Origin of the sequence: Candidatus Rhabdochlamydia porcellionis (assembly GCF_015356815.2) — a bacterium.
Classification (GTDB): Bacteria; Chlamydiota; Chlamydiia; order Chlamydiales; family Rhabdochlamydiaceae; genus Rhabdochlamydia; species Rhabdochlamydia porcellionis.
Genome location: NZ_CP075585.1, coordinates 560,305 through 586,804, shown reverse-complemented (window position 1 = coordinate 586,804; position 26,500 = coordinate 560,305). Strand labels below are relative to the sequence as shown.

Genomic DNA, 26,500 nt, shown 5'->3' with positions numbered 1-26,500 from the left:
GCTATCTTTTCTGTTATAGTTTGCCTGGGTTCAAACTCTATTAAATAACTCCTAAGATATAAAAAATGAGTGCACTTTTTCATAGCTTTACTTCTCTCTTTGAAATTCTAGTAATCACTTTGGTTATCAACTATTTACTTATGTTTTTCTGGAATACACGTTCTATGGATGTGGTGTTGGGATTATTAGCCATTTTATTCGTTTTTGCCTTTGCTGCTTGGTTAAATTTCCCAATATTACACAGAATTATAGGATTGTTAAGCAATACAGCATTATTGGGTTTATTAATCATTTTTCAACCGGAAATGCGTGTAGCGCTATCTAAGCTTAGTCCAAAAGGACGTCGTTATAAAGAAGTAACAGAATTTGATAAATTCCTAGACCATTTAGGCACTTCTGTATATCGCCTTGCAGAAAAAAGACTCGGGGCTCTTATTCTATTAGAAAATGAAGATTCCTTAGATGATTTTGCCAGAAAAGCCATACAACTCAATGCAACCTTTTCTTCAGAGCTACTAGAATCCATTTTCGATACAACAACTCCTCTGCACGATGGTGCAGTGATTATTCGCAATACAACCATTCTTGCTGCTTCTGTGATTCTGCCTCTTGCTGAAGATAGTCTACAACTAACCAGGTCCATGGGTACACGACATAGAGCAGCTTTAGGAGCGAGTCAATTGACAGATGCTGTGATTGTCATTATCTCCGAAGAAGCAGGCAGAGTTTCTATTGCTCGTGATGGGGTAATGACACCTGGTGTGAAAATTGATAGATTTAAAGGAATTATCCGCAGCGTTTTTACACCTCCTGCTCCCATAAACACAAATTTTAAAACTAAACTTAACTTTAGAAATTGGTTTCAGAAATGAATGCTGTAATTTCCAAATTATTCTCTAATTGGCCTAGAAAACTTGTAGCCTTAATTTTAGCAATTATTATCTGGCTTATTGTGAACCAAACACTGATTAGTACACGTACTATTAATAACGTCCCCATTCGCATCATTAACCTACCTCCAGGAAAAACATTAGAAGGAATACAGACAAACGGACATCTTATTAAAAAGCTCAATCTAACAGTCACTGGTAACAAAACCGTTATTGAAGAGCTGAGCTCTTATGATTTGGAAGTTGTATTGGACGCAGGAGATAAACCAGATGAATTCATGGGCATCATATCTAAAAAAAACTTATCTTCGTTAAATCCTGAAATTGATCTATCTAAAGCAATTAAGCGTGTTCAATATCCTAGCTTTATTGTGCAAATGACTAATTTAGTGACAGAGCAAATTCCTGTCATTATTACTAAACCCATAGGAGAAGCTCCTCGTGGCTATCAATTTTTAGACATCTGGCCTTATCGCTTACTTCTTACAGTGCAAGGCCCTGAAGATACCTTAAAACGACTCAAAGAAAAGGAACTAAGGCTTACTTTAAATCTCAATGAAATAAAAAAATCCCAACTTGATCCTTTAGATAACGATAAACAAGAGGTGGTCAGCTTTTTTGTTCCTGATTATTGGAAACAGGTTAAAGTTCCTTCTTTAAGCGATGTTCCTATTTCCATCGATGATCCAAAAGCAAAATTACTTAGAATCGATTTTATTCGTTCTTACTTTTCTTCTCTTAATCATGCTATCCCTGTATCTTTATTCTTTCCTATTGAAACCCTAAACAAACTAAACCCTGATGCAGTTCAATTAGCTGAATCTACTTTGTTAAAAAAAATACACGGACAAGGCGTCATTCAAATTCCTCTTTTAGTTAATGGTGTGGGACCTCGCTTTTTAAATCTTGTTGAAAAAATGATTCAGATCGAAATTATCGTTATACCACAGGCTAAGCAAGAAATGCTTTCTTGGAATTTACAACTGGTTAATCTTAGACAATTAGAAGACCAATACGTACAAGCTTTTCATGGAGAAATCGTTGATCCAGATATTTTGCTGCTAGCCCCTATATTAAGGGAGGAATATTTAAGAAATCGCTTCCGTAGTTATGTAAATCGTCTACAATTATTCAAAACAGATGAAACAAAGCTAAATCTATCTATTTCCCTAAAAAAAAATGTAATTACTATCGAAGAAATGGATTCTTCTGTTAGCCTTATAACACCACTTAATTTGTAATAAATGAAACGTCAAATCACTCTTTTAAAAAGCAACCTTACACAAACAGGTGGATTAGAAAAATATACTTGGCGGATCGCTCAAAGATTTTGTCAAAAAAACCTTCCTACAACTCTATTAACAACAGGAACTTTTCATCCTCCGTTCACATCAGATTACCTTAACATCGTTTCTTTTCCCATTGATTATCGATTAAGCGTTTTGAATCTATTACAGTTTAATCGTTGCTGCGCTCAATACATAAAAAAGCATCCTACACCGATCATCTTTGGACTAGATCGCAATCAATTTCAAACGCATATTCGGGCAGGAAATGGAGTCCATGCAGCTTATTTAAACTACCGAGCACAAGAAGAAGGGGTATATAAAAAGCTTAGCTTCTTTTTTAATCCTCTACATCAAATGACTTTGCAGTTGGAAAAAAAAGCTTTTGAGCATCCAGAATTACAGATTTTATTTACAAATTCGCATTTTGTAAAACAAGAAGTGCTTTCTCACTATGATATTGCTCCAGAAAAAATACAAGTTGTACATAATGGAGTAGAATGGACTGCTCTGGAGTCTTATTTTCAAAGTTGGCATCAAAAAAAACAAGCTATTCTCCAGGAATTAAAGCTCCCTTCTTCTTGCTACCATTTCTTATTCATTGGAAATAATTACCGCCGTAAAGGTTTATCTAAATTACTACAAGCTCTTTCCTTGATAGGCAATCAGAGCTTTCATTTAAGCGTGATTGGAAAAGAATATCATTTAGCAGACTTTGAGCAGCAAGTATCAGAGCTAAATCTAGAATCTAAAGTCACCTTCTTTGGGCCAAGAAATGACACCTATCAATTCTATCAATACGCTGATTCTTTAGTCATCCCTTCTTTCTATGATCCCTTTGCCAATGTTACAGTTGAGGCCCTTGCCATGGGTTTATTCGTCGTATCCTCTGCACGTAATGGCGGCTCAGAAATTCTATCTCCTGCTACTGGAACCGTAATTGAGTCTTTAGAAGATATATCCTCATTTGCTCAAGCTCTAAATACAGCCCTTTCTCATCCCAAGACAGAAAAAAGCGCGGTTGCTATTCGCGAATCTGTAAAAAGCTTCGATTTTTCTCATCAATTAGATCGTATGGTTGAATCAATCTTAATAAATAATTAGACTACTAACACGTTCTTTTAAGGGCGTCATTATTTTTTAAATAAAAATTTTTATAGGAAGAAACCTATGCTCTATTTAGATTTTTCTTGCACTCAAAGACTTATGACTCCTATATCCCCAGACGTAAAAGGCTCTTTAGATGATCGAGTGTATGCTGTATTCTCTAGCCTTTTTTTGCTAGTAGATGCAAGCGTCCACTTGTTTGCGGCAACCTATAAAGGTTTTGGTTGGGTAGCATCTCAAATCTCACGTAAGAACCCTTCCGACTATTATAAAGAAGCTTATCCTCATCTAATAAAAGCGCTATGTTGTACTTCTATGATCTTTTTTGGTTCTTTAGTGGGGTTCATATGTCCTGGTAAATTTCAATCAAAAGAACTACAAGAATATTTGGGTTGGAAAGCTTCTTTAACAAACAGCTTTAAAACAACAGAAAACAACAAAACCCTAGAAAAAGAATTACAATCAAAAAGCGAAGAGATTGAAAGACTAAAATTACAAATAGACTCTCTTAAAGAAACCACTTCTTCAACCGTTTCAGAAAATAACTCACAATTTCTAACTAGAACGACTGCTCTAGATTCTTTTTGTGCAGAAGATATTATGTCCGTGAGTTCGGATTCGGATATCGAATTTGCAGATACTTTAGAAGATGTTAGTGGTTTAAACAACATGTTACAAAAAGAACTACAATCAAAAAACGAAGAAATTGAAAGACTAAAGCCCCAAATAGATCTTCTTAATAAAATTCTTTTCCCGATAGAGACCCTTTATCCTTATAACCAGATTCTTATTACACAGAAAGTTCTTAATAAATCAATCATAGATACGCCTATTATTTATGAACATCTATCACATCCAGTTAAGGTAGAAATTAATAATGCATTTCAAAATGAATTTAAGATAAGTTTTCTTCAATTTTGCACTCAAACAAATCCCGATATAGACTCAGCATCTCAAATCTTAACAAAATTATTAGATAAGCATACCTTTAGGTATTTGATTAATCCTAAAGAAGGTTCAATAAGCGCAGTTGTTAATACTTTATTTGGATTTATATAAAAACTATGAGAATAATTTCCTTATTCATATATTATCCTTAATCTGTTATACATAAAGAATGTTATCCGATCGTTTGGTGTATTTTAGTATTCTAGTATTCACTTGGCCTTTGCGTTGGATATCTTATCGAAATATTCATAAGATAGGCGCTTTTCTAGGGGCTTGTCTTTTTTATGGATCTTCTAAGTTCCGTAAGCGCGCATTGAGCAATTTGAGTCTGGCTAGTAATTTACACCTCTCTAAGAAGGAAGTGATTTCTCTAGCTAGGCGTTCTATACAAAATGTGATGATAACCTGTTTAGAATACCCTAAGCTTTCTAGAGAAAAAAATATCCACCACCTTGTGCAATGCGAAAATCCAGAACAAGTAGAAAGCCTATACAAAACAGGAATATCTCCGATCTTTTTTTGTGGACACCAAGCAAACTGGGAGCTTTTTTTTTTAGAGGGAACAAAGCGGATGCGAGGGGTTGCCATAGGAAGACCTATTAAAAATCGATTTCTCTATAACTGGGCTCTTAAAATCAGGCAAAAATACGGCGGCAAAATTATTCATCCCAGAGAAGCGGTAAAAGAAGGATTAAAAGCTTTAAGAGCAGGGTCTTTTTTGGGAATTGTCGGTGATCAAGGAATGCCAGAGAGTGGCTTGTGCTCTTCTTTCTTAGGTAGAAAAGCTTGGACATCTCCTATACCTGCATTGTTATCTTATCGAACAGGATCTCCTCTTGTTGTAGCAACTATGAAGCGTCAAAAAGCAGGCTACCGTATTCGATATTCCGAACCTATTTGGCCTAATCGAGAAGCTCCTGCTCATCAAGAAATAGAGAGAATGATGCTGCAAGCCTTATCTATACTAGAAGCAAGTATTATGGAAAAACCAGACCAATGGCTTTGGCTGCATAATCGCTGGAAACAACAAACCTTAAAGAGAATAAAAGGAAAGTTTCGTTTTGACTCTATTTGTATAATTTTGCCTCAAGAAAGGTCTTTATTTGAAAAAATAGCAGCTGATTTGATAGCCTTTCGAGAAGTGTATCCTCATGAATTCATTACACTTAAAGTTCATAAAAACTACTCTGTACAAATCAAAGATATGCAAATAGAGTACTATGAAAAAGAAGAGGATCTTTTGCAAAGCAACTTCTGCTATAAGCTGATCTATAACTTTTCTTCTTGCTATAAGCTCTATCGCTACTTTTTAAAGTTATCGGCTTTTCAAATTATATCTTTAGAGCAATTGTACCGCTTAGGGAATACGCAAGACGATCAACCTTTTTCTCAAGCTTTAAAAAGGGCGGTTTTGCGTGCCCCATAACCGATTTTTTTTAAAATCTTCTTTTCAAAAAACAGACATCTTATCTGTTATTGGCAAAGAATTACACCATCTGAATGTGGGTCGTATTCGTTTAAAAGAGAAAGTGGAACTGGTAAATGGAAAAAGACAGCTAGCTATCGGATCTGTTATACAAATAGAAAAAACATGCGTACAAGTAGAAATATTATCCGTAGTAACAGAAGATACTAAGCCAAGTATTATTATAGCTCAAGGAATTGCTAAGATGAATCATTTAGAATGGATCATAGAAAAAGCAACAGAGCTAAATGCTACAGAATTTTGGCTTTTTCCTGCAGAACTTAGTGAGAAAAAAGGAGTTTCTGACCAACAATTACATCGTCTACAAGCTCTTTCTATTGCGGCTCTTAAACAATGTGGCAGACTTGATTTACCTAGAATAGAAATAAAACCCCCTCTTAACCAGTGGCAGCAGGTAAAAACGACTTTGTTAGTTAGCGATCCTTCTATACAAAATCCTTATTTATGGGAAATGCCTAAAAATGATCTCATTCCTCCTATTATTTTCTGCATTGGACCAGAAAAAGGATTATCTGATAGGGAAAAATCTTATGCAATCTCACATTTACACGCTAAACCAATACGCCTTCATTCGAATATTCTAAGAACAGAAACAGCTAGTTTAGTAGCACTTAGTTTAATACAATCTAAAATAAAAATATAATTAACAGTAAATCATTGAATTATTTATATAATAAATATAGGATAAAATTATAAACTAAGGAGTACGCATATGAGCGCTTTTCAACCCTCTTCAGGAGCTCATCCTCTTTTTATCAAAGAGGCTGAAAAATTAAAGGCAAAAGTCGATTCTTTAATTTCTAAGATACAACAGGATGAACGTTTTAATCCTAGCCGTGAAGAAATAGGAAAGCACGCAAAAACCTTGATAGATTTAATGAACCAATACCATGATCAAGTCCATAATCATGAAAATTTTCTTAAGGCAGCTCTGATTGATCTAACTGCCATTCCAGAAATGGCACCTCAAATGCAAAAGCTTTCTTTGTTAACAGCTTTAAAAGAAGCATCTAAAGAATTGCAGCTATTTCTTAAGTGCTACTAAACATTTAAGAGAAACTATTGCCTCCGATAGTTTCCACAATCATGGTATTAGTTGTTCTACTAATTCCAAAAGGATCTCCTGCTACCACTACCACCAAATCTCCTAACTGCACAATTTCTTGGTTCAAAGCAAAGTTACTTATTTGTATAAAAGCTTCTTGGATATTTTTTTGATTGGAAGATAACGCAGGGATAACACCCCATTCAAGAGCTAATTGATGATACACTCTAACATGGGGAGTTAAAGCAATAATGGGAATTTCTGGGCGAAGACGGGATAGAGCTCGTGCAGAAAACCCGCTATTGGTAAAAACAAAAATTGCCTTAGCATGAGAACTATAGGCGGTTTTAACCGATGCTAGAGCTACAGAGTTTGTTACAGCTATATCCTTAAAACTTATTGCTGAATCATTAGCAAATAGTTGCCGATAATTAAAATCCTTTTCGGTCTCTTCTACAATCTCTTTCATCATTTGTACTGCTTGAATAGGATATTTTCCAGCAGCGGTCTCTCCTGATAGCATGACAGCAGATGTGCTATCATAGATAGCATTGGCTACATCTGACACCTCTGCACGTGTAGGTAGAGGATTTGCAATCATTGATTCTAGCATTTGTGTTGCAGTCACAACGGGTTTACCTGTCTGACGACACTTACGAATCATCATTTTCTGTAATCGAGGTACTTGATTTAAAGGTAGTTCTACTCCTAAATCTCCTCTTGCCACCATGATCCCATCCGCTACTTGCAAAATGGAATCAAAATTTTGTACACCTAAACTATTTTCTATTTTAGCAATAATAAGAATCTCAGGGCTTTCTTGATCCATCAATAACTGCTTGATTTCTAAAACATGTTCAGCAGAACGAATAAAAGAAGCAGCAATCAAATCAATGCCTAATCCGCAGCCAAATACAATATCTTCTACATCTTGCTCTGTCATAGAAGGCAGGTCGATATTAATCCCTGGGACATTTACACCTCTATAAGATCGAATAATCCCATGATTTTCTATTTCAACTAAAACCCCTTGTTTAGAGATTTCCACAACTTTAGTTAGTATATAGCCGTCATCAAACAAAACTTGAGCGTCTATTTGAAGAGAATCAAGCACAAAAGAGGGGTGGATAGCTATGCCATTAACATCTCCTAGCACCTCTTCTTTGGTAATTAATATTTTTTGCTTGGGGAAAACTTCCAAATAATTATTTTTAATAGAGCCTAAACGGATCTCAGGTCCTTTGGTATCCAGCATAATAGCAAGAGGAACTGCCTTCTCCTTACGCGCTTTTTTTAGCATTTCAATGGTTTCTCGATGTCCTTGAGGGCTTCCATGGCTAAAGTTTAAGCGAGCTACACTCATCCCTGCATCGATGAGTTGTAGAATTTTTTCATAGCTTCTAACAGAAGGTCCAATCGTACAAATGATTTTTGTCTTTCTTAACATGTGCTATAAACTATTGTTCAATGGGTGTCTAAAAGGACTATGATACTTAATGCAAGTATTTCGAAAAAAGGGAAATAATGTATGATTTGTTTTCTATGCGCCAGATTATTTTAAAAAAAGTAGCCGTTCATAACTTAAAAGAAGTAAATCTTACTTTAAATCATAACCAATTGATTGTGTTTACAGGCGTATCGGGATCGGGTAAATCCTCATTAGCCTTTTCTGCCATTTATGTGGAAGGACAAAGGCGTTATTTACAATCTCTTTCCACTTATGCCAGGCGCCATTTAGGAGACCTGCCTAAACCCAAGGCAGAAAATATAGAGGGAATATCTCCTACTGTGGCCATTGAACAAAAAACAGCTGGCCGCAACCCAAGATCTACAGTAGGAACAATCACGCAAATCTATGACTATCTACGTGTTCTCTTTGCGCGAGTTGGCATTGCTCATTGCCCCATTAGTAAGCAGATAGTAACCCCTCAAAGCATGAGTCAAATCACACGTCGCATCCAAAAACTTAAAGAAGGTACTAAAATTTTGATTTTAGCTCCCTATGCCGCTAATAAAAAAGCAGAATTCAAAGAAGATTTTAAAGAACTTTTGCGCAAAGGATTTACCAAAGTACTCCTAGATGGAAAAATGGTTAATCTAACAGAAGAGATTGCTATTGATGGAAAAGTAGCACACAACGTAGATCTTGTCATTGATCGGATAACTCTTGATCCAAATGAAGAGAAAAGGCTTATTGAATCCATTTCTCAAGCACTAGAAGCAGGTCTTGGCGTTATGCGCGTCATTCTTGTCGATACACAAGAAGAGCTGCTTTTTTCAGAACATGCTTTCTCTTCAGAATCTGGTTTATCTTATGCCCCTTTAGAACCTTCTGATTTTTCTTTTAATCATCCTAAAGGGATGTGTCCAAGATGTCTAGGCTTAGGAAGGATAGAGGATTTTGATTTGGAGAAAATCATCAACCTCAATCTATCTATTAAAGAAGACTGCTGCACAGTCGCAGGCTCCTATAATACCGTACGTTGGGGCAATATTTACGATAATTTAGCTCGTATTTATGGCTTTAGTGTGAGCACCCCTTGGAAAGAGCTTTCTGATAAAGCCAAACAAGTATTTTTGTATGGAATAGAGCAAAAATGGACATGCATGAAATTTGTCCATCCGATAAAAAAAACACGCTGGACGGAATATGTGCATTTTAAAGGCGTGTTAGCTGATGCAAAAGAGCGTTACGAGCAAGCGCAAAGCGATCTCTACCGCGCAAAAATGCAAAAAATCCTTATACAATCTCTCTGTCCTAGCTGTTTAGGAGAGCGCATTAAACCATATCCTGCAGCAACAACTATTCATGGAAAAAGAATTGCGGAAATCACCCATTTATCTATCCATGATGCTTATATTTTTTTTGAAAACCTTGTTTTTACCGATGAAGAACAACTTATTGCAGAAGAACTTTTAAAAGAGATCAAACAACGCCTTGCTTTTTTAAAAGGAGTCGGTTTGCATTATCTCAGCCTTGAGCGCAGCGCGCCTACTTTGTCTGGAGGAGAGACGCAACGTGTACGTTTGGCTACACAAATTGGCTCAGGGCTTGTCGGTGCCACGTATGTACTCGATGAGCCTTCAGTAGGTCTGCACCCACAAGACAACACCCGGTTGCTACATACTTTAAGAAAACTCAAAGAGCTAGGCAATACTGTGATTGTTGTAGAGCACGATGAAGAGACTATTCGCGCAGCTGATACAATTGTCGATGTAGGCCCAAAAGCAGGAAAAGAAGGGGGTGAAATTATCTCTTGTGGCTCACTTGAAGATCTACTGAATAATTCCGCTTCTATCACAGGTGCCTACCTTTCTGGTAAATTAAACATTCTCATTCCTAAACGACGCACAAGCACTTCTTTTTTAACTATAGAAGGAGCTTCTCATCACAATCTACAGCAAGTTACCCTGAGAATTCCTTTGCATTTGCTCGTTGCAATTACAGGGGTATCGGGATCGGGTAAGTCTTCTTTAATTACTGACACCCTTTATCCGGCACTCGCTAATGCTCTTCACCGTGCAAAACTACCTATTGGAGCTTATAAAAACATAAAAGGCATAGAGCAAATTGATAAAGTGATTGCAATTGACCAAACCCCCATAGGTAGAACTCCTAGATCAAACCCCGCCACTTTCATTAAACTCTTCGATGATATTCGCGATCTATACAGCCAACTTCCACAAAGCATTGCGCAAGGGTATGCAGCAGGTCGTTTTAGTTTTAACGTCAAGCAAGGATCTTGTATCCATTGCCATGGTATGGGAATGATCAAAGTCGATATGGATTTCATGGAAGATGAATGGGTAGAGTGTGTGGTTTGTGAAGGGAAAAGATTTGATGAAAATACCTTAGCCATTACCTATAAAGGAAAAACGATCTACGATGTTTTAGAAATGACTATTGCAGAAGCGTCTGTATTCTTTTCTTCTATTCCTCATATCCATCAAAAATTAGACATGCTGCATCAAGTAGGGTTGGAATATTTAAAATTAGGCCAAGCTTCGCCTACTCTATCAGGAGGGGAAGCGCAGCGGATTAAGTTGGCTAAAGAACTCTCTCGTTCCAGCAGAGGGCATACTATGTACATTTTAGACGAGCCTACAACGGGACTGCATTTTTATGACATTGATAAACTACTTCAAGTATTACAAAAACTCGTTAACAAAGGTCATAGTGTTTTGGTAATTGAGCATAACATCGATCTAATTAAAACAGCGGACTGGGTTATCGAATTAGGACCTGAAGGAGGGAAAAAAGGAGGCAAAGTAATGGCATCTACAACCCCTGAAAAACTAGCTAAAATGCACACTCCTACCGCTTTTTTTATCAAACAAGCATTAAAATCTCTACCTTTGCTACCACCACCTTCTACGACAGATCTAAGACAACAAAACCAGTTAATTACCGTGATAAAAGCTTCCCAGAACAACTTAAAAGAAATCGATGTTTCTATTCCTAGAAATAAAATCACTCTCTGTACAGGTCCTTCTGGTTCGGGGAAATCTTCCTTAGCTTTTGAAACGCTCTATGCAGAAGGACAAAGGCGCTACATTGAATCTCTTTCTTCTTATGCACGACAGTTTGTTAAACAAATGCCTAAACCTAAAGTAGAGTCTATTGAAAATCTCTCTGCTGCCATTGCAATTGAACAAAAAAACCATGCAGGTAATCCCAGATCTACTATCGGTACTATGACGGAGATCTATGATTTTTTACGCATCCTTTATGCGCATTTAGGCATTCCTCACTGTCCTGAAACAAAAGAACAAATCCGCACCATTAGCAAACAATATGTGTTAAAAAATCTCACTCAATTACCTCTACATACTAAAATACACGTTCTTTCTCCTATAGAACTCAAGCGCTCTGAGAATTTTACCGACTTTGCTAAACGTCTGCAGAAATTAGGCTATTTACGTATTCGTTTAGATAATACCTATTTTACTTTAGATGATCCTATTCCCTTTGATCACACCCGTAAACATCAATTATTTTTGGTCATTGATCGACTACAGATAGAACCTCAAATAGAACAGCGTTTGCTAGATGCAATTGAAAAAGCCTCTGATCTTTCTAAAGGATCTCTTGTCGTAGCTCTTGAAGATCAAGACTTATTTTTTAATCTCTCTTTTGCAGTCCCTAGTACCGGCAAGTCTTATCCTCCTATTACACCACATACTTTTTCGTTCAACACAGAACAAGGAATGTGTTTAGAATGTCATGGATTGGGATTTCAGTATGGATCCGATCTTTGTAGATTCCCAGAAATCATGAAGCTCTCTTCTTATGAACTCATCTGCATTTTTTGGAAAGAAGCTGCTTCTAAATACTGCTTTAAAGTTTTTTATCAATTATTAAAAAAACAGAGAATCGATCCTGATCAATCTATACAATCTCTTCTACCAGAACAGATCCATTTTCTTTTTAACGGATCTAAAGAAGCCATTTCTTTAGATCATTTGGAACTGCAATGGTTAGGGTTTAATCCTATCCTTGCTAACTTAGCAAAATTAGCAGACGCCCACACTAAACAAATCCTTTCTACTCTGCTCAATCAAAGCACTTGCTTTGCTTGCCAAGGCACAAGATTAAATCCTCTTGCTCGTCATGTTACCATCAATCAGGTATCGATTGCAGATCTGTGTCATTTTTCTATTGACCAAGCTATACAGTTTGTAAGTTCTCTGACAGCAGATGTTGCATTCCTGCAAGATGTCTTAGATCAAATCTCTCAACGTTTGAAACTTCTACAAATGATCGGTCTGGGATATCTTTCTTTGGAGCGTAGTGCGCCTACTCTCTCTGGTGGAGAGACTCAACGTATTCGATTAGCCCGACAAATTGGTAGCGGTTTAACAGGCTGCCTTTATGTATTAGACGAACCAACTATTGGCCTGCACCCGTATGATAATGAAAAACTTAACCGCGCTCTTCTTTATCTTTGCCAATTAGGAAACACCCTTGTTTTAGTAGAGCACGATCCGCTTACCATTCAACTTGCTGATTATGTATTGGATTTTGGGCCAAAAGCAGGGAAAGAAGGGGGTAAAATTACTGCGCAAGGCACTCTACAAGAAATCAAAAACAATCCTGATTCTTTAACCGGAGCTTATTTAACAGGGAAAAAGAAAGTCCCCCTTCCCTCCCGTCGAAAGCTCTCTTCTTTTATCAAAATAAAAAATGCGCACCTATATAATCTAAAAAAAATCGCAGCAGAAATTCCTTTGCACGCTTGGGTCTGCCTTTCAGGAGTATCGGGATCGGGTAAGTCTACTTTATTAACCGATCTGATCTATCCTGCTGCTCTAGAAGCTATCCGCACAAAAAAATCGGAACTTACCTACTTAAATACCCACTTTAGCAAATTAGCTGTCGATAAAGTTCTTCTGCTCGATCAAAATCCCATTGGCCAAACCAATCGCTCTGATATTACTACCTACGTGGATTTACTCACTTCTCTTCGCTTGTTTTTCTCTGCACTTCCAGAAGCTAAAAGACGTGGACTTGCCCCTAAAAACTTTAGCTTTAATCACCCCAAAGGAATGTGTACAGCCTGCCAAGGACATGGAATCAGACGTATTTCTCTGCAATTTTTACCCGATGTATCTATCGTTTGTGAATCATGCAAAGGTTTTCGCCTTAATGCCCTTAGTCTTACTGTAACTTATAAAGGCCAACACCTCGGACATATTCTCCATATGACAGTAGAACAAGCTCTTTCTTTCCTTCCCCCTATCCCTAAAGCTATACGCATTTTAGAAACTCTACAAACAGTCGGTCTTGGGTACCTAGCTCTTGGCCAAGAAATAGCCACCCTCTCCGGAGGAGAAGCTCAGCGCCTACGCCTTAGTAGAGAACTCTCTAAATCTGCACGAGGCCATACTCTTTACTTATTTGATGAACCCTCTGTCGGTCTTCATGCAGACGACATCGCTAAACTCATTCCCATCTTTCAAAAATTAGTCGATAAGGGCCACACGATCATTATGATCGAGCATAATCTCGATTTGCTCTGTTTTGCAGACTATCTGATTGATTTAGGTCCAGGCAGCGGTTTAAACGGAGGAGAAATTGTGGCAAAAGGCACTCCCGAACAGGTAGCAAAAAATTCTAAATCAAAAACTGCGCCCTATTTAAAAGAGCATTTAACCTTTCTTAAAAAGTAAACTTGCTTTTCTAGTTTATTTTCAATTGTTCTTATATTTTTACATCACACTAGTTCATAAATGAATAAAATAAATTTACTTTAATAACAAAATTACAAATAATTAAATTAATTTTAGTTCATTATTATAAAATTGGAGTGATATACCATGATGACTATAGCTAATACAAGCAACTCAGCAAGCGTGCCTGTTAATCATCCATTAGATACTCAGAAAATTTTTCCTATCTTAGAAGAGGCTACAGCTGAGAGGACTTCAATCTTGCTCTAAGAATTCTACAATTATCTCCCCCAGGACTAAGCAAAGAACTTAAAGATTCGCTGAAACAATTTTCTACCGAACTCCATCAATTTTTCTCGGAAACAAGCTTTATTTTACAAAATCAAGATCGACGACTCAAAGAACTTGAACTGCGTAAACAACCTATCATTTCTCTTTGTCCACCTCCGCCTCCTCCTCCCTCTTCTAAAATTAGCCTTTCTCTTCAAAATACAATAACTCTTACATCAAAAATGCAATCAACTAGAAACCTTTGCCGAAGTCAATCTCTGCGTATAAAAGCTAGTAAAGGACCTATTGTAACACAAGATCAAGTATCGGAAGGTTTAAAAAATTTACGTAGCTCTAAGAATAGTAAGGAAACTAGTGCAATCCCTTTAGACACAAAACCAATCCCATTAACTGAAAGCTTTTCCCAATCTCAACTCAAACATTTAGAAAAGAAACAAAATGAAAAACCTGAGATAGAAGAAACCCTATCAGTTGCTGCAATAAGGGAAAAATTTAAAAGCTTGTCTCAGAAGGCAAATTAACGCTCATTTTTAATGAGTGGTTTAATTTTAAAATAAAAAATCCTATAATAATAAAAATGTATAAACAAACAGAAAAATTATTATATGCCTAAACTCCTAGATAACTCACATAAAATAACCAAGGATTCACAGCATTGGTTTGAACCACATCAAAAACCACAGCTTAAATTACGTTATGCTAATATCTCTTGTCTTCCGAAAAGCAAGACAATGCAGAAACTGAAAGAGGATTTCTCTTCTAAACCATGTCATGCTAGATTTACTTACCATGAAGGGATAGTTAGTAAATATACAAAAACCTTCCAGGAATACATAAATCAGAGTCCAAAACAACAAAATCATTTTCCTGAAAGAAGATTTATCTAATAATGATCTAAATCGTTACTTAAAAATGATTAATACAAGTAGTGATATAACTTATCACTACTTGTTTAGAATTAAAAATAAACATTTACTATGAGGCTTGCCAAATTATACAATGAACACTGGGAATCATCTATTGATTATACAATGCACTTTTTGGAATCGATGAAAAAAGATTCTAAAGGGCATCAAAAAGCCTGGGCCCTTTGGGGAAAAGCAAAAGAGGATTTCATGAGTGGTCGTGTAGGCTTTTATGACTTTGATTGATCTGCTGAGTTTCCTTGGTAAGACTTTTCTAAAGTAAAAACTTTACATGTGCTTATTTGCTCGTTTTTGATTTAAGAATCTTCAAAAAGTAAAAGAACTTAAAAAAAATGCAAAGCATAAGGAAATACTATATAAATTTAACTTTAAACTTTTAAGACAAAGAAGCATGATACTTACATGGCATATTCCTATGATTTAAGAAAAAAAGCACTAGACTATGTAGAGAAAGGCAATACAAAAGAAGAAGCAAGTCAAATCTTTGGAGTGACGGCGCGTAGCATATTTAATTGGATCAAGAGAAAAGAACAAAGGCGCTTAGCTCCTAATAAAACAAGAAAAAGACGTCCTAATAAAATTGAAGGAGAAAAGCTAAAAGCCTACCTTCAAGAGAGTCCGGATAGCTACTTAAAAAGAAATAGCCGAATACTTTGGAGTAACGATAACAGCGGTCTTTTACGCATGTAAAAGACTAAATATTACTTTAAAAAAAAGACGCCCTTCTATCAAGAAAGAGATGATAAGAAAAGAGAGAAGTTTCAAAAGAGAATAGAGGAAATTGCTGAAGAAGATTGAGTTTATGTCGATGAAAGTGGGATTAATGAATATCTTCAAAGGCAGAATACAAGAGCACCCAGAGGGGAAAAAGCATATGGAGCTGTATCAGGAAATCGTTATCATAGAGAAAGTTTTATAGCAGTTAAGAACCGATCAAACATTTTAGCACCCTTTTGTTATACAGGAACATGTAATACCCAGTTGTTTAACATGTGGCTCGAACAAATACTCATCCCTGAGCTAAAACCTGGACAAGTAGTTATTTTGGATAATGCGAGTTTTCATAAGTCCAAAGAGAGTTTAGAAATCATTAAAAGAGCTAGATGCGAAGTATGATTCTTGCCTCCCTATTCTCCTGATTTGAATCCTATCGAAAAGTTTTGGGCACATTTTAAGAAAAGAGTAAAAGAAGCCTTAACCTTATATTCAAACCTTGCAGAAGCTATTGATCAATTTTTTTTACAGGTGTGTAGTTAGTGGAAATTTTAAATTCAAATCACTATAAATATTCTTATACAAAAAGCCTCTACGCTGCTAATCTAGCTATCTTTTAATTATTTCTACGCATGATTTATGCAGTTTGCACAGACTAAATCGCATCAACAAACAGGTAAGATAGGAGAAATTTTTCCATGGAACAAAAATTCTCAGTAGAACAAGGTTTTGCGATTAGTTTGATTTTTTTTCTTCGCCTCTGGCCGGATATCAAGCCTCAAGCCTTATTATTAGATGAGGATAAACTTATTACTCACAAACTTTTTTTTCGCGAAGTTTGTTTGGGATATGAAGTAAGTGCTGAATGGAATCAAGCGGTATTTCGAGCTACAGGAATTCCTAAAGAAAACCAAAGAAGCTTAAAGCTAACCGAGAAGGATGTATTTTTATGCGCTATAGAGTTTGCCAAATTACACAATGAACACTGGGAATCAGAGATTGATTATACAATGCACTTTTTGGAATCGATGAAAAAAGATTCTAAAGGACATCAAAAAGCCTGGGCCCTTTGGAGAAAAGCAAAAGAGGATTTCATGAGTGGTCGTACAACTTTTTATGACTTTGATTGGTCTGCTGAGTTTCCTTGGTAAGACTTTTCTAAAGTAAAAGTTTCGGACTCTTATTCGATCTTTTTTGATCCGAGAGCTTTCAAAAAAAATAGAGAAACAAAAAGAGTAGGGAGCGCAGGAAATGTCCTTAGAAATGCAAAGCTACAAACGAACTAGACAGCTTTTTCAGTCTGCACAACGCCCTATGGATATGGGTCGAGTGCAATCTATCATCAATGGCTTACTTCCCATTTCCAATGAATCTATAGATCGTCAAGGAAATCGAGTAAGGCTATGGGAAGGAAAAAATAGACGTTTTTATGGCGCTGTTCTGGATAGACAAGGAGAGATCCTGGTAATTCCCTCGCATAAAATTATCAATCCTTTATGCGGTGGCGCCTCTATCCAATCTTTACAAAAAATCAAACAGCTGAAAAATGCACGTTGGGATTTGGCTTACCTCAAACCAACAGGTCAAATCATCGTTTGGCCTCATCTTATCGCTTCTGCAAAGGATCAAATAGACTCTCCAGCTGTTACAGAAGTAACAGAATGGCAGCAACCTCGGCTTCTTGAGAAAAAAAGTCTCCTTGGGCATATTTTTAAAAAAGCTAAAGGACATTTCGAACAAGACACCCCTGAAAATCGAGCCTATATATTAGAAGTCGTCTCGAGCTTGAAAAACAAAGCGGGCGTTGATGCCTTTGGCAAAGAGCTCTATTTGAAGATCATGCCTGATGGCACTCAAGCCTGGGCCTATGTTGAAAATGGAGTCATTACAAGTGGAGGCTGTAATCGAATCCCGATGCAATGGATTGTAGATCCAAAATCAGATCAAGGAGGCAAACTTGTTCCTTTACAGTCTCATGCTCATCCACCCGATGTTGCTGATTTTGTAGAAAGGATACAATCGAATCAGCTCTCGATGTTTTATAATTCTTTTCATCCAAAGAAAGCAATTGATCTTCATCCAGCTGAGATGCAAGAGGTGAAAGAAGAGGTAAAAGGGATTAGCCATACAGCGGGAACTATTTTGAACCTACTAGAGGAATTACAGACAAGTGAGGTTAGTGAACATTTTTTCTTTATCCCTGATGCGAGTTTCTCTCTTTCTGAAAAGGAAACAAAGCAGATTTTACTAGAATTAGCTAGAGGGATTTATATCTACGATACGATTCCTTTTTTTAGTCTCCATTTTAATTCCCAAATGCAGCTGTACCCAGTGATCCATCCTATATATAAAAACACATTTGTAGGATATACCATCTCTATGCTGGACTACTATATGAAAGGGCTTTGTAATGGATCTTTTTTTGAGGAATCATTCATACAAGAGTGGAATAAAAATCCTACTACAGATAAGAAGCTTCTCAAGGAAAAAAGTATCGATTTCCGTGAGTATTGTAGAAAACATCTAGGAGAGGCTTCTTTAACATTTCATGAAATGTTTTTAGAGGTAGAAAAACAATCAGAAAAAAGTTCTCAAGGCTTAATTTTTGCAAAAAAAATAGATATCTCTTATAGGATTATTGGTAAACAAAATTCTATTAAAAAAGCAGAGAACCTTTTTACCTTAGATGGAGATTTTGATGTTCTCTATACGATAGGAAGCAAACCTAGTAGCAAAGAGCAGGAGCCTCATTTTCAGAATTTAGAAAAAACGTGTCAATTGATGTGTAAGCAGATTAAAGAAAAGCTGCCTCGCCTTCCTGGTATGAAAAAGCTTTTTGATGCTATGAACTTGATGAACTTTTACGTCTATTACTTTAATACCCTTAAGGCAGCGGAAAAGATCCCTACTCTAAATGCAAACTTCTTCCCTACAGAACTTAAGGCCTGTCCTTCTTTTTTCCCTCCTCTTCCTGAGTCTGAAGCTGCCAAAATTAGTTTTAAGCCAGCCTCTCTCTTTAAGCATCTTCCTAAAGAACAAATAGCTATTTTTATTAGCTATTTACAACAGCCAAATTCTAAGGATCTTGAAGAAGCAGCTCTTCATATCCTAACAGCCGCTATAGAAAAAACCCTTTTACGAAAAACCTCGAATAAGGACTTTACGTTTGACGAGTACAAAGAGCTTGCTTTGGCTTTATTGCCTGCTTTTAAGGGTCGTTATCAAGCAACACATCTTTCTTCTGAAACTACTTTGATGCAGATGCAAATAAAAACCAGTCCTGATGAAAATCTCAGCGCGAAGCAGATCTCTTCTCGTATGAATGAGCTTTTTCAAGGAATCCAAAGAGATATTGAAGGTGTAGAAAAAATCATAAAGGACAAGAGGAGCAAACAGCTATCTCATGCAAAAGAATTGCAGTGGCTACTTGATCTTCAATTCAACAAAGAACAAGTGCTAAAATATACATCCATCTTGCAGCAGTGGTTCCAAGACCCTCTAGCGATTATTTTTGCAGAAGCTGTTATTTCATTAAACCTGATTACCAAGGCTTTAACGGTACAGAAAGAGAAGTCTAGCGGCAAGATCCATATAGCTGGAGGATGTGTGATCCATGTCAAAGATATGGTTTTTCAAGAAGCTAGTTCTTCTCTGTTGAAAAAGTATGGTCCTATTCTGTCATCTATGTCTAGCGATAAAATGATCGCAGTGGAAGCTGGTGAGTCAGAGGCATCGGGGGTTTTGTTTAAATTGCCATTTGAAAATTTTCATGCCACTGAAGAAGATAAGACGCAATCTGCTATAGGTTATTTGTACCCTTCTCATCCTAAATATCCCATGAATGACGCTATAGCCCGAGTTTTTCATGCCATCAATACGCAAGATGAGAAAATCTTTGTAGAAGTGGCTGATCAAATACAAGAGTGGAATTTTCAAGATGCTCTTGGTGTGAGTTTCATCCATTATGCAGCTTCTATACCTAATCCCTTCTTTTTACAAGAACTGATACGTAGGAAGGTAGATCTCAAAGTAAGGGATAGTCAGGGGCTAACAGCTTTACACTATGCAGCAAAAAAGGGAAATTTAGCATGCTTAAAAATGCTCATTGGCGCTGCACCAGCTCTAATAGATGCGCAAACCGACGATGGGGAAACTCCTTTATACATTGCTACTCAAAACAATCAACTCTTTATTGTTCAAGTACTCATAAAAGAAAAAATTGATGTAAATCTCACAACCAAACACGGGATGAATTCTCTTATCTGTGCTCTTCATCATGGTTATGAACAGATTGCATTGGAGCTTTTACATACCCAATCTATAGATGTAGAGTATCGTCTTCTTAATGGCAAGACGGCTCTACATTTTGCTATAGAGACAAAGATGGAACATGCGCTTAAAGAACTGATCAAGCAAGGAGCTAATGTGAATCGTATTCTTGGGAATGGATATAGACCCATTCATCTGGCTGTTGTCTACGATTGGCTCAATGGAGTCAAAATCCTAGCTACTACGGAGAACATTAAACTTGAAGCTCCAATTGCTTCAGGAAAAACCGCTAGAGATTTAGCAAATGAAACGAATCGAAGAGAAATAATGGAGTTTTTTGATCCATCTCGATCTCGTGGAATTTCATGGTGGACTCCATGGAAATTATTTTATGCAAAACCTTGAAAAAATGATTAAAAGATCTATCTAATAATGCTCTAAATTGTTATTTAATTGGAATTAAAATTAATTAAAGTTTGAAATAAAAAACCCTTTCTTTTTAGAGTGAAGAAAAAGGAAAAAATCATGCATCACCCTCTTGTTTCTAGAAGACGCGCCAAGGTATTCTCTGTAGCTTTGTTTTTAATTGGACTAGCTATCATCAGCTACTTACATACTTGGTGGCCTGCTATTATGTTAGTAATTGGGCTACCTTTAGCTTTTAGACAGTATTTATTGGGACGATTTTACGATATGGTCATTACTCTCTTTGTGTTTGTGGGAGTTTTTATCACCGTACAATTTGATATATGGGAGGTTTTACTGCCTGTCTTATTTGCTACAGGTGGGATTTATTTGTTGTTTCGCGAGTTCATGGAAGGCAAGGAGGAAACTCTTGCTGAAGAGGAAGAAGACCTCAATCATGAGCTAGAAGAAGACGATGAGGAAAAATAATCTAAACTCATTGCTTGACGCACTTCTATAAGGGTTTGATGCGCAACCCGATTAGCCCTATCTGTCCCCTTCTGGAGTATATTCATCACTTCATGGGGATCTTGTGCGTAATGTTCTCGTCTTTTGCGAATAGGTTCTAGAAAAGCTTGTAGAACTTCATTTAAATGTTTTTTAACCATGGCATCCCCTAAACCTCCTTTACGATATTTTTGCTTGAGCTCTTTTAAAAAAATGAGATCTGAGTCAAAACAATCAAGATAGGTAAAAACAGGATTTGCCTCCACATTACCTGGGTCTTCCACTCGAAGATGGCTAGGATCGCTATACATACCTTTGATTTTTTTAGAAATAAGTTCGGGAGAATCGGATAAGAAGATAGCATTATTCAGAGACTTACTCATTTTTTCTTTACCATCAAGGCCTGGTAAACGCGATATCTTTGTAGTAAGCGCTTTGCAGCTAGTGAATACATTTGTATTGTATGCGTGGTTAAAATGGCGCACGATCTCATTAGTTTGCTCAATCATCGGAAGCTGATCTTCTCCAACTGGGACTAGATCTGCCTTAAAAGCTGTGATATCCGCTGCTTGGCTAACTGGATATATCATAAATCCAGCCGGAATATTTTTTTCATACCCTTTTTGTGAAATTTCTCTTTTGACAGTAGGATTGTGCTTCAAACGATTCCAAGTGACAAGATTTAAAAAATAGGAAGTAAGCTCGAATAGAGAAGGGATTAATGATTGAATAAAAATAGTGGTTTGCTCGGGGTCTATTCCTATGGCAAGGTAATCTAGAGCCACTTGTAGAACATTTTCTCTCACTTTCTTAGGATCTTTTGCATGATCGGTTAATGCTTGTGCATCCGCAATCATAACAAATTGTCTACACGTTTTTTGTAAATCTAGGCGGCTTTTTAGAGATCCTACATAATGACCAATATGCAAAGGTCCTGTCGGTCGATCTCCTGTTAATACAATTTGTTTATTCAAAAGCTGAACTCCCATCATTTTTTTCTTGCAAAAATCTACCTAAAACTCTACCAAAGACAACATTTGAAGATGATAAAGGTAAAAAATATTGAAATCATATTAACATTTAGCGGATTTAAGTTGAACTCATGAACTTAAGATTTGATCATTCTAGCTCCTATCAAATCCTACGAAGTTTGGGAAAAGGAGGCATGGGAGAGGTTTTTTTAGCGCAAGAGGGCGTATCTGGTCGACTAGTTGCCCTTAAAAGAATGCGAGCAGAATTAAAAGATAGTGCGGTTTTAAGAGAGCGCTTTTTAAGAGAAGCCCGGGTAACAGCTACTCTGACACATCCTTCCATTATCCCTGTATTTAATATCTATGCCGATCAAGCAATACCTTATTTTACGATGCCTTATGTAGAAGGGGAAACACTTAAAAAAATCTTAAAAACCGCTTTTGAAGAAGAAAAAATAGCCGAATCTAAACATCCTATTGGTAGCTCCATTATGGCGCTTACTCGTATTTTTCTCTCCGTATGCGAAGCTATTGCTTATACGCATTCTAAAGGAGTTCTACATAGAGATTTAAAACCCGATAATATTATCATTGGAAAATATGGAGAAGTGCTTATTTTAGACTGGGGTTTAGCTGATTTCATAGGTCAAGAAGAAACCTCTTTCTCTGAGCTTATGGGAAATTACCAAAATCTTACAAGGCCAGGGAAAGTACCGGGAACACTTAACTACCTTGCACCAGAGCGTGCAAAAGGAGAACAATCCACCCCTTTAAGCGACATTTACTCTTTAGGTGTAATTTTATATCAAATACTCACCCTTCGCTTGCCTTTTTATCGAAGTTCTTTACGTAGTTTCCGTAAAACTATGCATTTAGAAAAATGGATTAACCCCACAGAGATTGCTCCCTACAGAGATATTTCTATACATCTAGTTGATATTGCAAAACGTTGTCTACAACCAGTCGCATCTGACCGATTTGAGAGTGTTGATGATATGATCATTGAGCTTAAAAAGTTCATAGAAGGTAAACCTGAATGGATTTTAACAACTGAGCTAGATATTCATCGTAAACAAGATTGGGTGTTTCAAGAAAATATTTTACTAACTAAACATCTAGCGATTACAAGATCTCCAGAGATTATGGAATGGCTACAGATCATGCTCTCTAAAGACTCTTTTACTGGAAATATCCGAATTGAAACAGAAGTTTATATCCAATCTCATTCAGAAGGAGTAGGGTTGTTATTTGTCTCTTCTGAGGTAAATAAACAAGGAACTTTTCAAGAAGGATATTGTATATGGCTTAGTAAACACCCTATGAGCTGTAGACTCTTCTATGGTAATGCTGAAGTTATGACTGTAAATGATTTAGATTTTCCAGAAAATACCGCATTGAATATACAGATCGATAAAATGGATAATCATTTATATGTCTATTTAAATCATATGTTGATCTGTCATTATATAAGCTTGATTCCTTTGCCGGCAGCGCAGCTTGCTTTAGTATCGTGTGATGATTATTTTACCATTTCTAAAATTCGACTTAGCTTAGGAAGCCAAAATGCCATGATTAACTGTCTAGCGATTCCCGATGCTTTTTTAGCTAATAAAAATTATAGCAAAGCACTGTTAGAGTACCGAAGAATAGGCAACTCTTTTTCAGGGCGTATGGAAGGAAGAGAGGCTTTATTTCGCGCGGGAATTACTTTAATTAAATACGCTGCTGTACAAAAAAAAACCAGAGAAAGAGAGCGATTGTATTTGTTTGCCTTAGATGAATTTAGCAAACTACGCCACACCCCAGGAGCTCCTTTAGAATACTTGGGAAAATCGCTTGTTTATGAAGAAACCCAAGAGATTGAAGAAGAAATTAAGTGTTTAGAAATTTGCATTCGTAAGTATTCAAAACATCCCTTATTTAAAATGATTGTTGAACAAATTATGATGCGCCTACATCAGACCTCTTCTTGTAAACGTATATCCGCCTATCACTTTGCTCTTTTAGCTCTGCGCCATCTCCCTAAATTATTTAGTCTTTCAGAAAATAAACGTATGATTACCTTACTCAATCAGTATCTTGAACCCATTCCTTTTTTCATTCATTTAGACAATCAAGATGAAGTAACAGAACATTTAGATCTTAGTTGTCAATTAGCTTTTTGGTTAGCCAAGCCGATCACTCTAATCGAAATCCTAGAAAATACGCCACCTCCATTTATTGCAACTAACGCGTTTTTTGGCTTGTTAGCAATGGGATTTGATCAGTGGGTAGGAGAAAATTTACACCTTTGCTCTGATCCAGCAGAAGCAGAGGAAATTCAAATTGCTTGCTTAGGGCACAAAAAAGGATTTTCATTAGCTATCCAAACCTATCTCACTCAATTTCCTGGAGTCAAAAGTACTTCAAGAGCACTCTATTACTTACTTGATCAAACAATACTAAAAAATAAAACAACCTTTCCGTATACAAAAGAACTTCTTGAGTTGTTTATGCAAAATCAACAACTAGCCCCTCTTGGATTAGAGTTACTACTGCTCCAAAATCGATGGAGCGCAGCAGAAAAACTCATTGCTTTCCATCACTTAGAAGGTTTGCAAGATGATTCTTCTGTTTTTTATCCACTGATAGGTTGTTGGTTATGCTATAAACAGTCAGAAGCTAAAGCCACTTCCTATCTTAAAGGAGCAATAGATGCTCAGTTCCCCACTAGTAAGCTATTACTCAACTATTTTTTACAGGGAAAAATAACTAATAAAGCTTGGGGTCAAACAGCTTTGACTTGGGAAAAGATTTGTTTGTTTCGCCAATTGCGTTTATTTTTTCATTGTGCTGGAAATCAAAAAAAAGCCAAACTCTACTCTAACCGCATTCATAAAGAGATACGCTCTATTCATGTCAAATACTATTATCCCTAAAATAGAAAAAAGCCAGTTTGCTTATCATGGCTTTTTCGATGTGCATGTGGACTACTTAAAATGGCCAACAGGGTTTCAAAATACTTATACACGTCTTGATCTCTGCTCATCTGCAGCGGTTGTTTTAGCCCGTACCATAGATGGACGCTTTATCATTAATTTAGAATATAGACATCCCACTGGGAAATGGCTGCTCAGCTGCCCAGGAGGACGAGTCGACCAAAATGAAACCCCATTAGAAGCTATTAAAAGAGAGCTACTCGAAGAAACCGGTTATGGGAGAGGAACTTGGCAAGCACTTCCTTCTATCTATCCCCTTCCTGCTATAACAGATCAGCAGATATTTTATTTTTTTGCTCAAAATGTAGTTCATCTATCTGCTGCTAAAGTAGAAGAATCGGAACTCATTAAAACCCTATTAAAAACAAAACAAGAGCTGTATCAAGAAATTCGAAATAAAACCCCTGTAGATGGCATTTTATGCACAGCACTATTTTTATGGCAGCTTTTATAAACAGGTGTTACAGAAAAACACTATTTTCCTATAATAAATGGAAATAGTCTTAAAGGAAGATCAAAATGGCACTTTCCAAATACTTAGACCCAAAAAACGATATCGCTTTTAAAAAAATATTCGGCACAGAAAAAAATAAAGACATTCTGATGCATTTTTTAAATGACATTCTCGGTTTTTCTGAAGACGCTCTCATCATGGATATAGAGTTCTTATCCCCGATTCTACCACCTAAGATCGCGGTAAAAAAACAGAGCATTGTCGATGTTCTGTGTAAAGACAAGAAGGGAATAAAATACATCATTGAAATGCAAGTGACAAAATCTAGAGGATTTGAAAAGCGCGCGCAATATTACGCATCTCAGGTATATGGCAATCAAGCAAATGTTGGAGATGAATACCACGGGCTTAAGGAAATTATCTTCATAGCTATTGCTGATTGCATTATTTTTCCTAATAAATCCCATTACAAATCAGATCATGTCATACTCGATAAAGCAACCTATGAACATAATCTTAAAGACTTCTACTTTACCTTTATCGAGCTTCCCAAATTCAATAAAAGCAAAGAAGAACTATCTACCATAGAAGAAAAATGGTGTTACTTTTTCAAACACGCTCATGAAACCACCGAAGCAGAATTACAGAAAGTTATAGGCAGAGATACCATTATTCATAGAGCATACACCGCACTAGATCAATTTCATTGGACTGAGAGAGATCTTGCTACTTATGAAGAATTAAAGCGTATTCACATGGATAACAAGGCTGCTATAGCACAACAAATCTATGAGATGGAGAATGCTAAAACTGAAGGTAGAGCTGAAGGTAGGACTGAAGGCAGAGTTGAGGGTGAAGCCATAGGCATTGAGAAAGAAAAAATGCAAACAGCAAAGCGTCTATTGCAAACAGGCTGTGGAATTGATCTAATCGTTCAGGCTACTAATCTACCTAGAGAACAAATAGAGAGCTTGAAAAACAAGGAATTATTTGTAGCCTAAAAAACATTGTCTTAATAGAGAATACATTGAAATTTTCTCTCCTTGCATGCTA

General features: G+C 36.6%; 22 protein-coding genes and 1 pseudogene. 21 read left to right on the top strand and 2 right to left on the bottom strand.

Annotated elements, in window-relative coordinates; all coding sequences use genetic code 11:
- Window positions 1-65 precede the first annotated feature (65 nt).
- The 7 genes from RHAB15C_RS02685 (at window position 66) to RHAB15C_RS02655 (ending at window position 6,762) form a co-directional block, all read left to right on the top strand.
- Window positions 66-872 carry a diadenylate cyclase gene (locus tag RHAB15C_RS02685; RefSeq protein WP_206759039.1) on the top strand — a complete coding sequence of 269 codons (807 nt, stop codon included), beginning with the start codon at window positions 66-68 and terminating at the stop codon, window positions 870-872.
- Window positions 869-2,131 carry a YbbR-like domain-containing protein gene (locus tag RHAB15C_RS02680; protein ID WP_194845772.1) on the top strand — a complete coding sequence of 421 codons (1,263 nt, stop codon included), beginning with the start codon at window positions 869-871 and terminating at the stop codon, window positions 2,129-2,131. Before RHAB15C_RS02685 ends, RHAB15C_RS02680 begins: the two co-directional genes overlap by 4 nt.
- A gap of 3 nt (window positions 2,132-2,134) precedes the next feature.
- On the top strand, window positions 2,135-3,280 hold the full coding sequence (locus RHAB15C_RS02675; RefSeq protein ID WP_194845773.1) for a glycosyltransferase: 1,146 nt from the start codon (window positions 2,135-2,137) through the stop codon (window positions 3,278-3,280).
- A gap of 66 nt (window positions 3,281-3,346) precedes the next feature.
- Entirely contained in the window at window positions 3,347-4,342 is a 996-nt protein-coding gene (locus RHAB15C_RS02670; RefSeq protein WP_194845774.1) for a coiled-coil domain-containing protein, read from the top strand.
- Between the two features lie 58 nt (window positions 4,343-4,400).
- Complete coding sequence (locus tag RHAB15C_RS02665; RefSeq protein ID WP_194845775.1) at window positions 4,401-5,657, top strand: LpxL/LpxP family acyltransferase; 1,257 nt, start codon at window positions 4,401-4,403, stop codon at window positions 5,655-5,657.
- Window positions 5,647-6,360 carry an RsmE family RNA methyltransferase gene (locus RHAB15C_RS02660; RefSeq protein WP_194845776.1) on the top strand — a complete coding sequence of 238 codons (714 nt, stop codon included), beginning with the start codon at window positions 5,647-5,649 and terminating at the stop codon, window positions 6,358-6,360. The genes RHAB15C_RS02665 and RHAB15C_RS02660 overlap by 11 nt, the downstream gene beginning before the upstream one ends.
- A 69-nt stretch (window positions 6,361-6,429) precedes the next feature.
- Window positions 6,430-6,762 (top strand): hypothetical protein, encoded by a 333-nt coding sequence (locus RHAB15C_RS02655; RefSeq protein WP_194845777.1) that lies wholly within the window; start codon window positions 6,430-6,432, stop codon window positions 6,760-6,762.
- A 4-nt stretch (window positions 6,763-6,766) separates the two neighbouring features.
- Here the strand turns inward: RHAB15C_RS02655 and pyk are convergent, their stop codons facing one another.
- Window positions 6,767-8,209, bottom strand: coding sequence for a pyruvate kinase (gene pyk / locus RHAB15C_RS02650; RefSeq protein WP_194845778.1), 1,443 nt, complete (start codon window positions 8,207-8,209; stop codon window positions 6,767-6,769).
- Window positions 8,210-8,286: 77 nt separating this feature from the next.
- Here pyk and uvrA point away from each other — a divergent pair, with 77 nt between their 5' ends.
- The 11 genes and pseudogenes from uvrA (at window position 8,287) to RHAB15C_RS02595 (ending at window position 21,026) form a co-directional block, all read left to right on the top strand.
- Complete coding sequence (uvrA, locus tag RHAB15C_RS02645) at window positions 8,287-13,932, top strand: excinuclease ABC subunit UvrA (RefSeq protein WP_194845779.1); 5,646 nt, start codon at window positions 8,287-8,289, stop codon at window positions 13,930-13,932.
- Between the two features lie 147 nt (window positions 13,933-14,079).
- Window positions 14,080-14,202, top strand: coding sequence for a hypothetical protein (locus RHAB15C_RS07320; protein ID WP_281422368.1), 123 nt, complete (start codon window positions 14,080-14,082; stop codon window positions 14,200-14,202).
- A 242-nt stretch (window positions 14,203-14,444) separates the two neighbouring features.
- A complete protein-coding gene (locus RHAB15C_RS02640; RefSeq protein ID WP_194845780.1) occupies window positions 14,445-14,744 on the top strand; it encodes a hypothetical protein in 300 nt (99 codons plus the stop codon).
- 84 nt (window positions 14,745-14,828) lie between these two features.
- Complete coding sequence (locus RHAB15C_RS02635; RefSeq protein ID WP_194845781.1) at window positions 14,829-15,110, top strand: hypothetical protein; 282 nt, start codon at window positions 14,829-14,831, stop codon at window positions 15,108-15,110.
- A gap of 90 nt (window positions 15,111-15,200) precedes the next feature.
- Window positions 15,201-15,374, top strand: a complete 174-nt coding sequence (locus tag RHAB15C_RS02630) for a hypothetical protein (RefSeq protein WP_194845782.1) — start codon at window positions 15,201-15,203, stop codon at window positions 15,372-15,374.
- A 177-nt stretch (window positions 15,375-15,551) separates the two neighbouring features.
- A complete protein-coding gene (locus tag RHAB15C_RS02625) occupies window positions 15,552-15,839 on the top strand; it encodes an IS630 transposase-related protein (protein WP_220716073.1) in 288 nt (95 codons plus the stop codon).
- Window positions 15,790-15,924 (top strand): IS630 transposase-related protein, encoded by a 135-nt coding sequence (locus RHAB15C_RS07420; RefSeq protein ID WP_220716084.1) that lies wholly within the window; start codon window positions 15,790-15,792, stop codon window positions 15,922-15,924. The genes RHAB15C_RS02625 and RHAB15C_RS07420 overlap by 50 nt, the downstream gene beginning before the upstream one ends.
- Window positions 15,925-15,968: 44 nt before the next feature.
- Window positions 15,969-16,406, top strand: a pseudogene (locus RHAB15C_RS02615) (IS630 family transposase).
- A 155-nt stretch (window positions 16,407-16,561) separates the two neighbouring features.
- Window positions 16,562-17,014, top strand: coding sequence for a hypothetical protein (locus RHAB15C_RS02605; RefSeq protein ID WP_194845785.1), 453 nt, complete (start codon window positions 16,562-16,564; stop codon window positions 17,012-17,014).
- Between the two features lie 100 nt (window positions 17,015-17,114).
- Entirely contained in the window at window positions 17,115-20,537 is a 3,423-nt protein-coding gene (locus tag RHAB15C_RS02600; RefSeq protein ID WP_194845786.1) for an ankyrin repeat domain-containing protein, read from the top strand.
- A gap of 120 nt (window positions 20,538-20,657) precedes the next feature.
- Window positions 20,658-21,026, top strand: coding sequence for a UbiA prenyltransferase family protein (locus tag RHAB15C_RS02595; RefSeq protein WP_194845787.1), 369 nt, complete (start codon window positions 20,658-20,660; stop codon window positions 21,024-21,026).
- On the opposite strand, the gene trpS is transcribed toward RHAB15C_RS02595, so the two are convergent.
- Window positions 20,993-22,018, bottom strand: a complete 1,026-nt coding sequence (gene trpS, locus RHAB15C_RS02590) for a tryptophan--tRNA ligase (protein WP_194845788.1) — start codon at window positions 22,016-22,018, stop codon at window positions 20,993-20,995. The genes RHAB15C_RS02595 and trpS overlap by 34 nt on opposite strands.
- Window positions 22,019-22,146: 128 nt before the next feature.
- Between trpS and RHAB15C_RS02585 the strand changes: the two genes are divergently transcribed.
- From RHAB15C_RS02585 to RHAB15C_RS02575, 3 genes are all read left to right on the top strand, one after another.
- Window positions 22,147-24,933, top strand: a complete 2,787-nt coding sequence (locus RHAB15C_RS02585) for a protein kinase domain-containing protein (RefSeq protein WP_194845789.1) — start codon at window positions 22,147-22,149, stop codon at window positions 24,931-24,933.
- A complete protein-coding gene (locus tag RHAB15C_RS02580; RefSeq protein WP_194845790.1) occupies window positions 24,911-25,447 on the top strand; it encodes an NUDIX hydrolase in 537 nt (178 codons plus the stop codon). Before RHAB15C_RS02585 ends, RHAB15C_RS02580 begins: the two co-directional genes overlap by 23 nt.
- Window positions 25,448-25,512: 65 nt before the next feature.
- Complete coding sequence (locus RHAB15C_RS02575) at window positions 25,513-26,448, top strand: Rpn family recombination-promoting nuclease/putative transposase (RefSeq protein WP_194845791.1); 936 nt, start codon at window positions 25,513-25,515, stop codon at window positions 26,446-26,448.
- Window positions 26,449-26,500 lie beyond the last annotated feature (52 nt).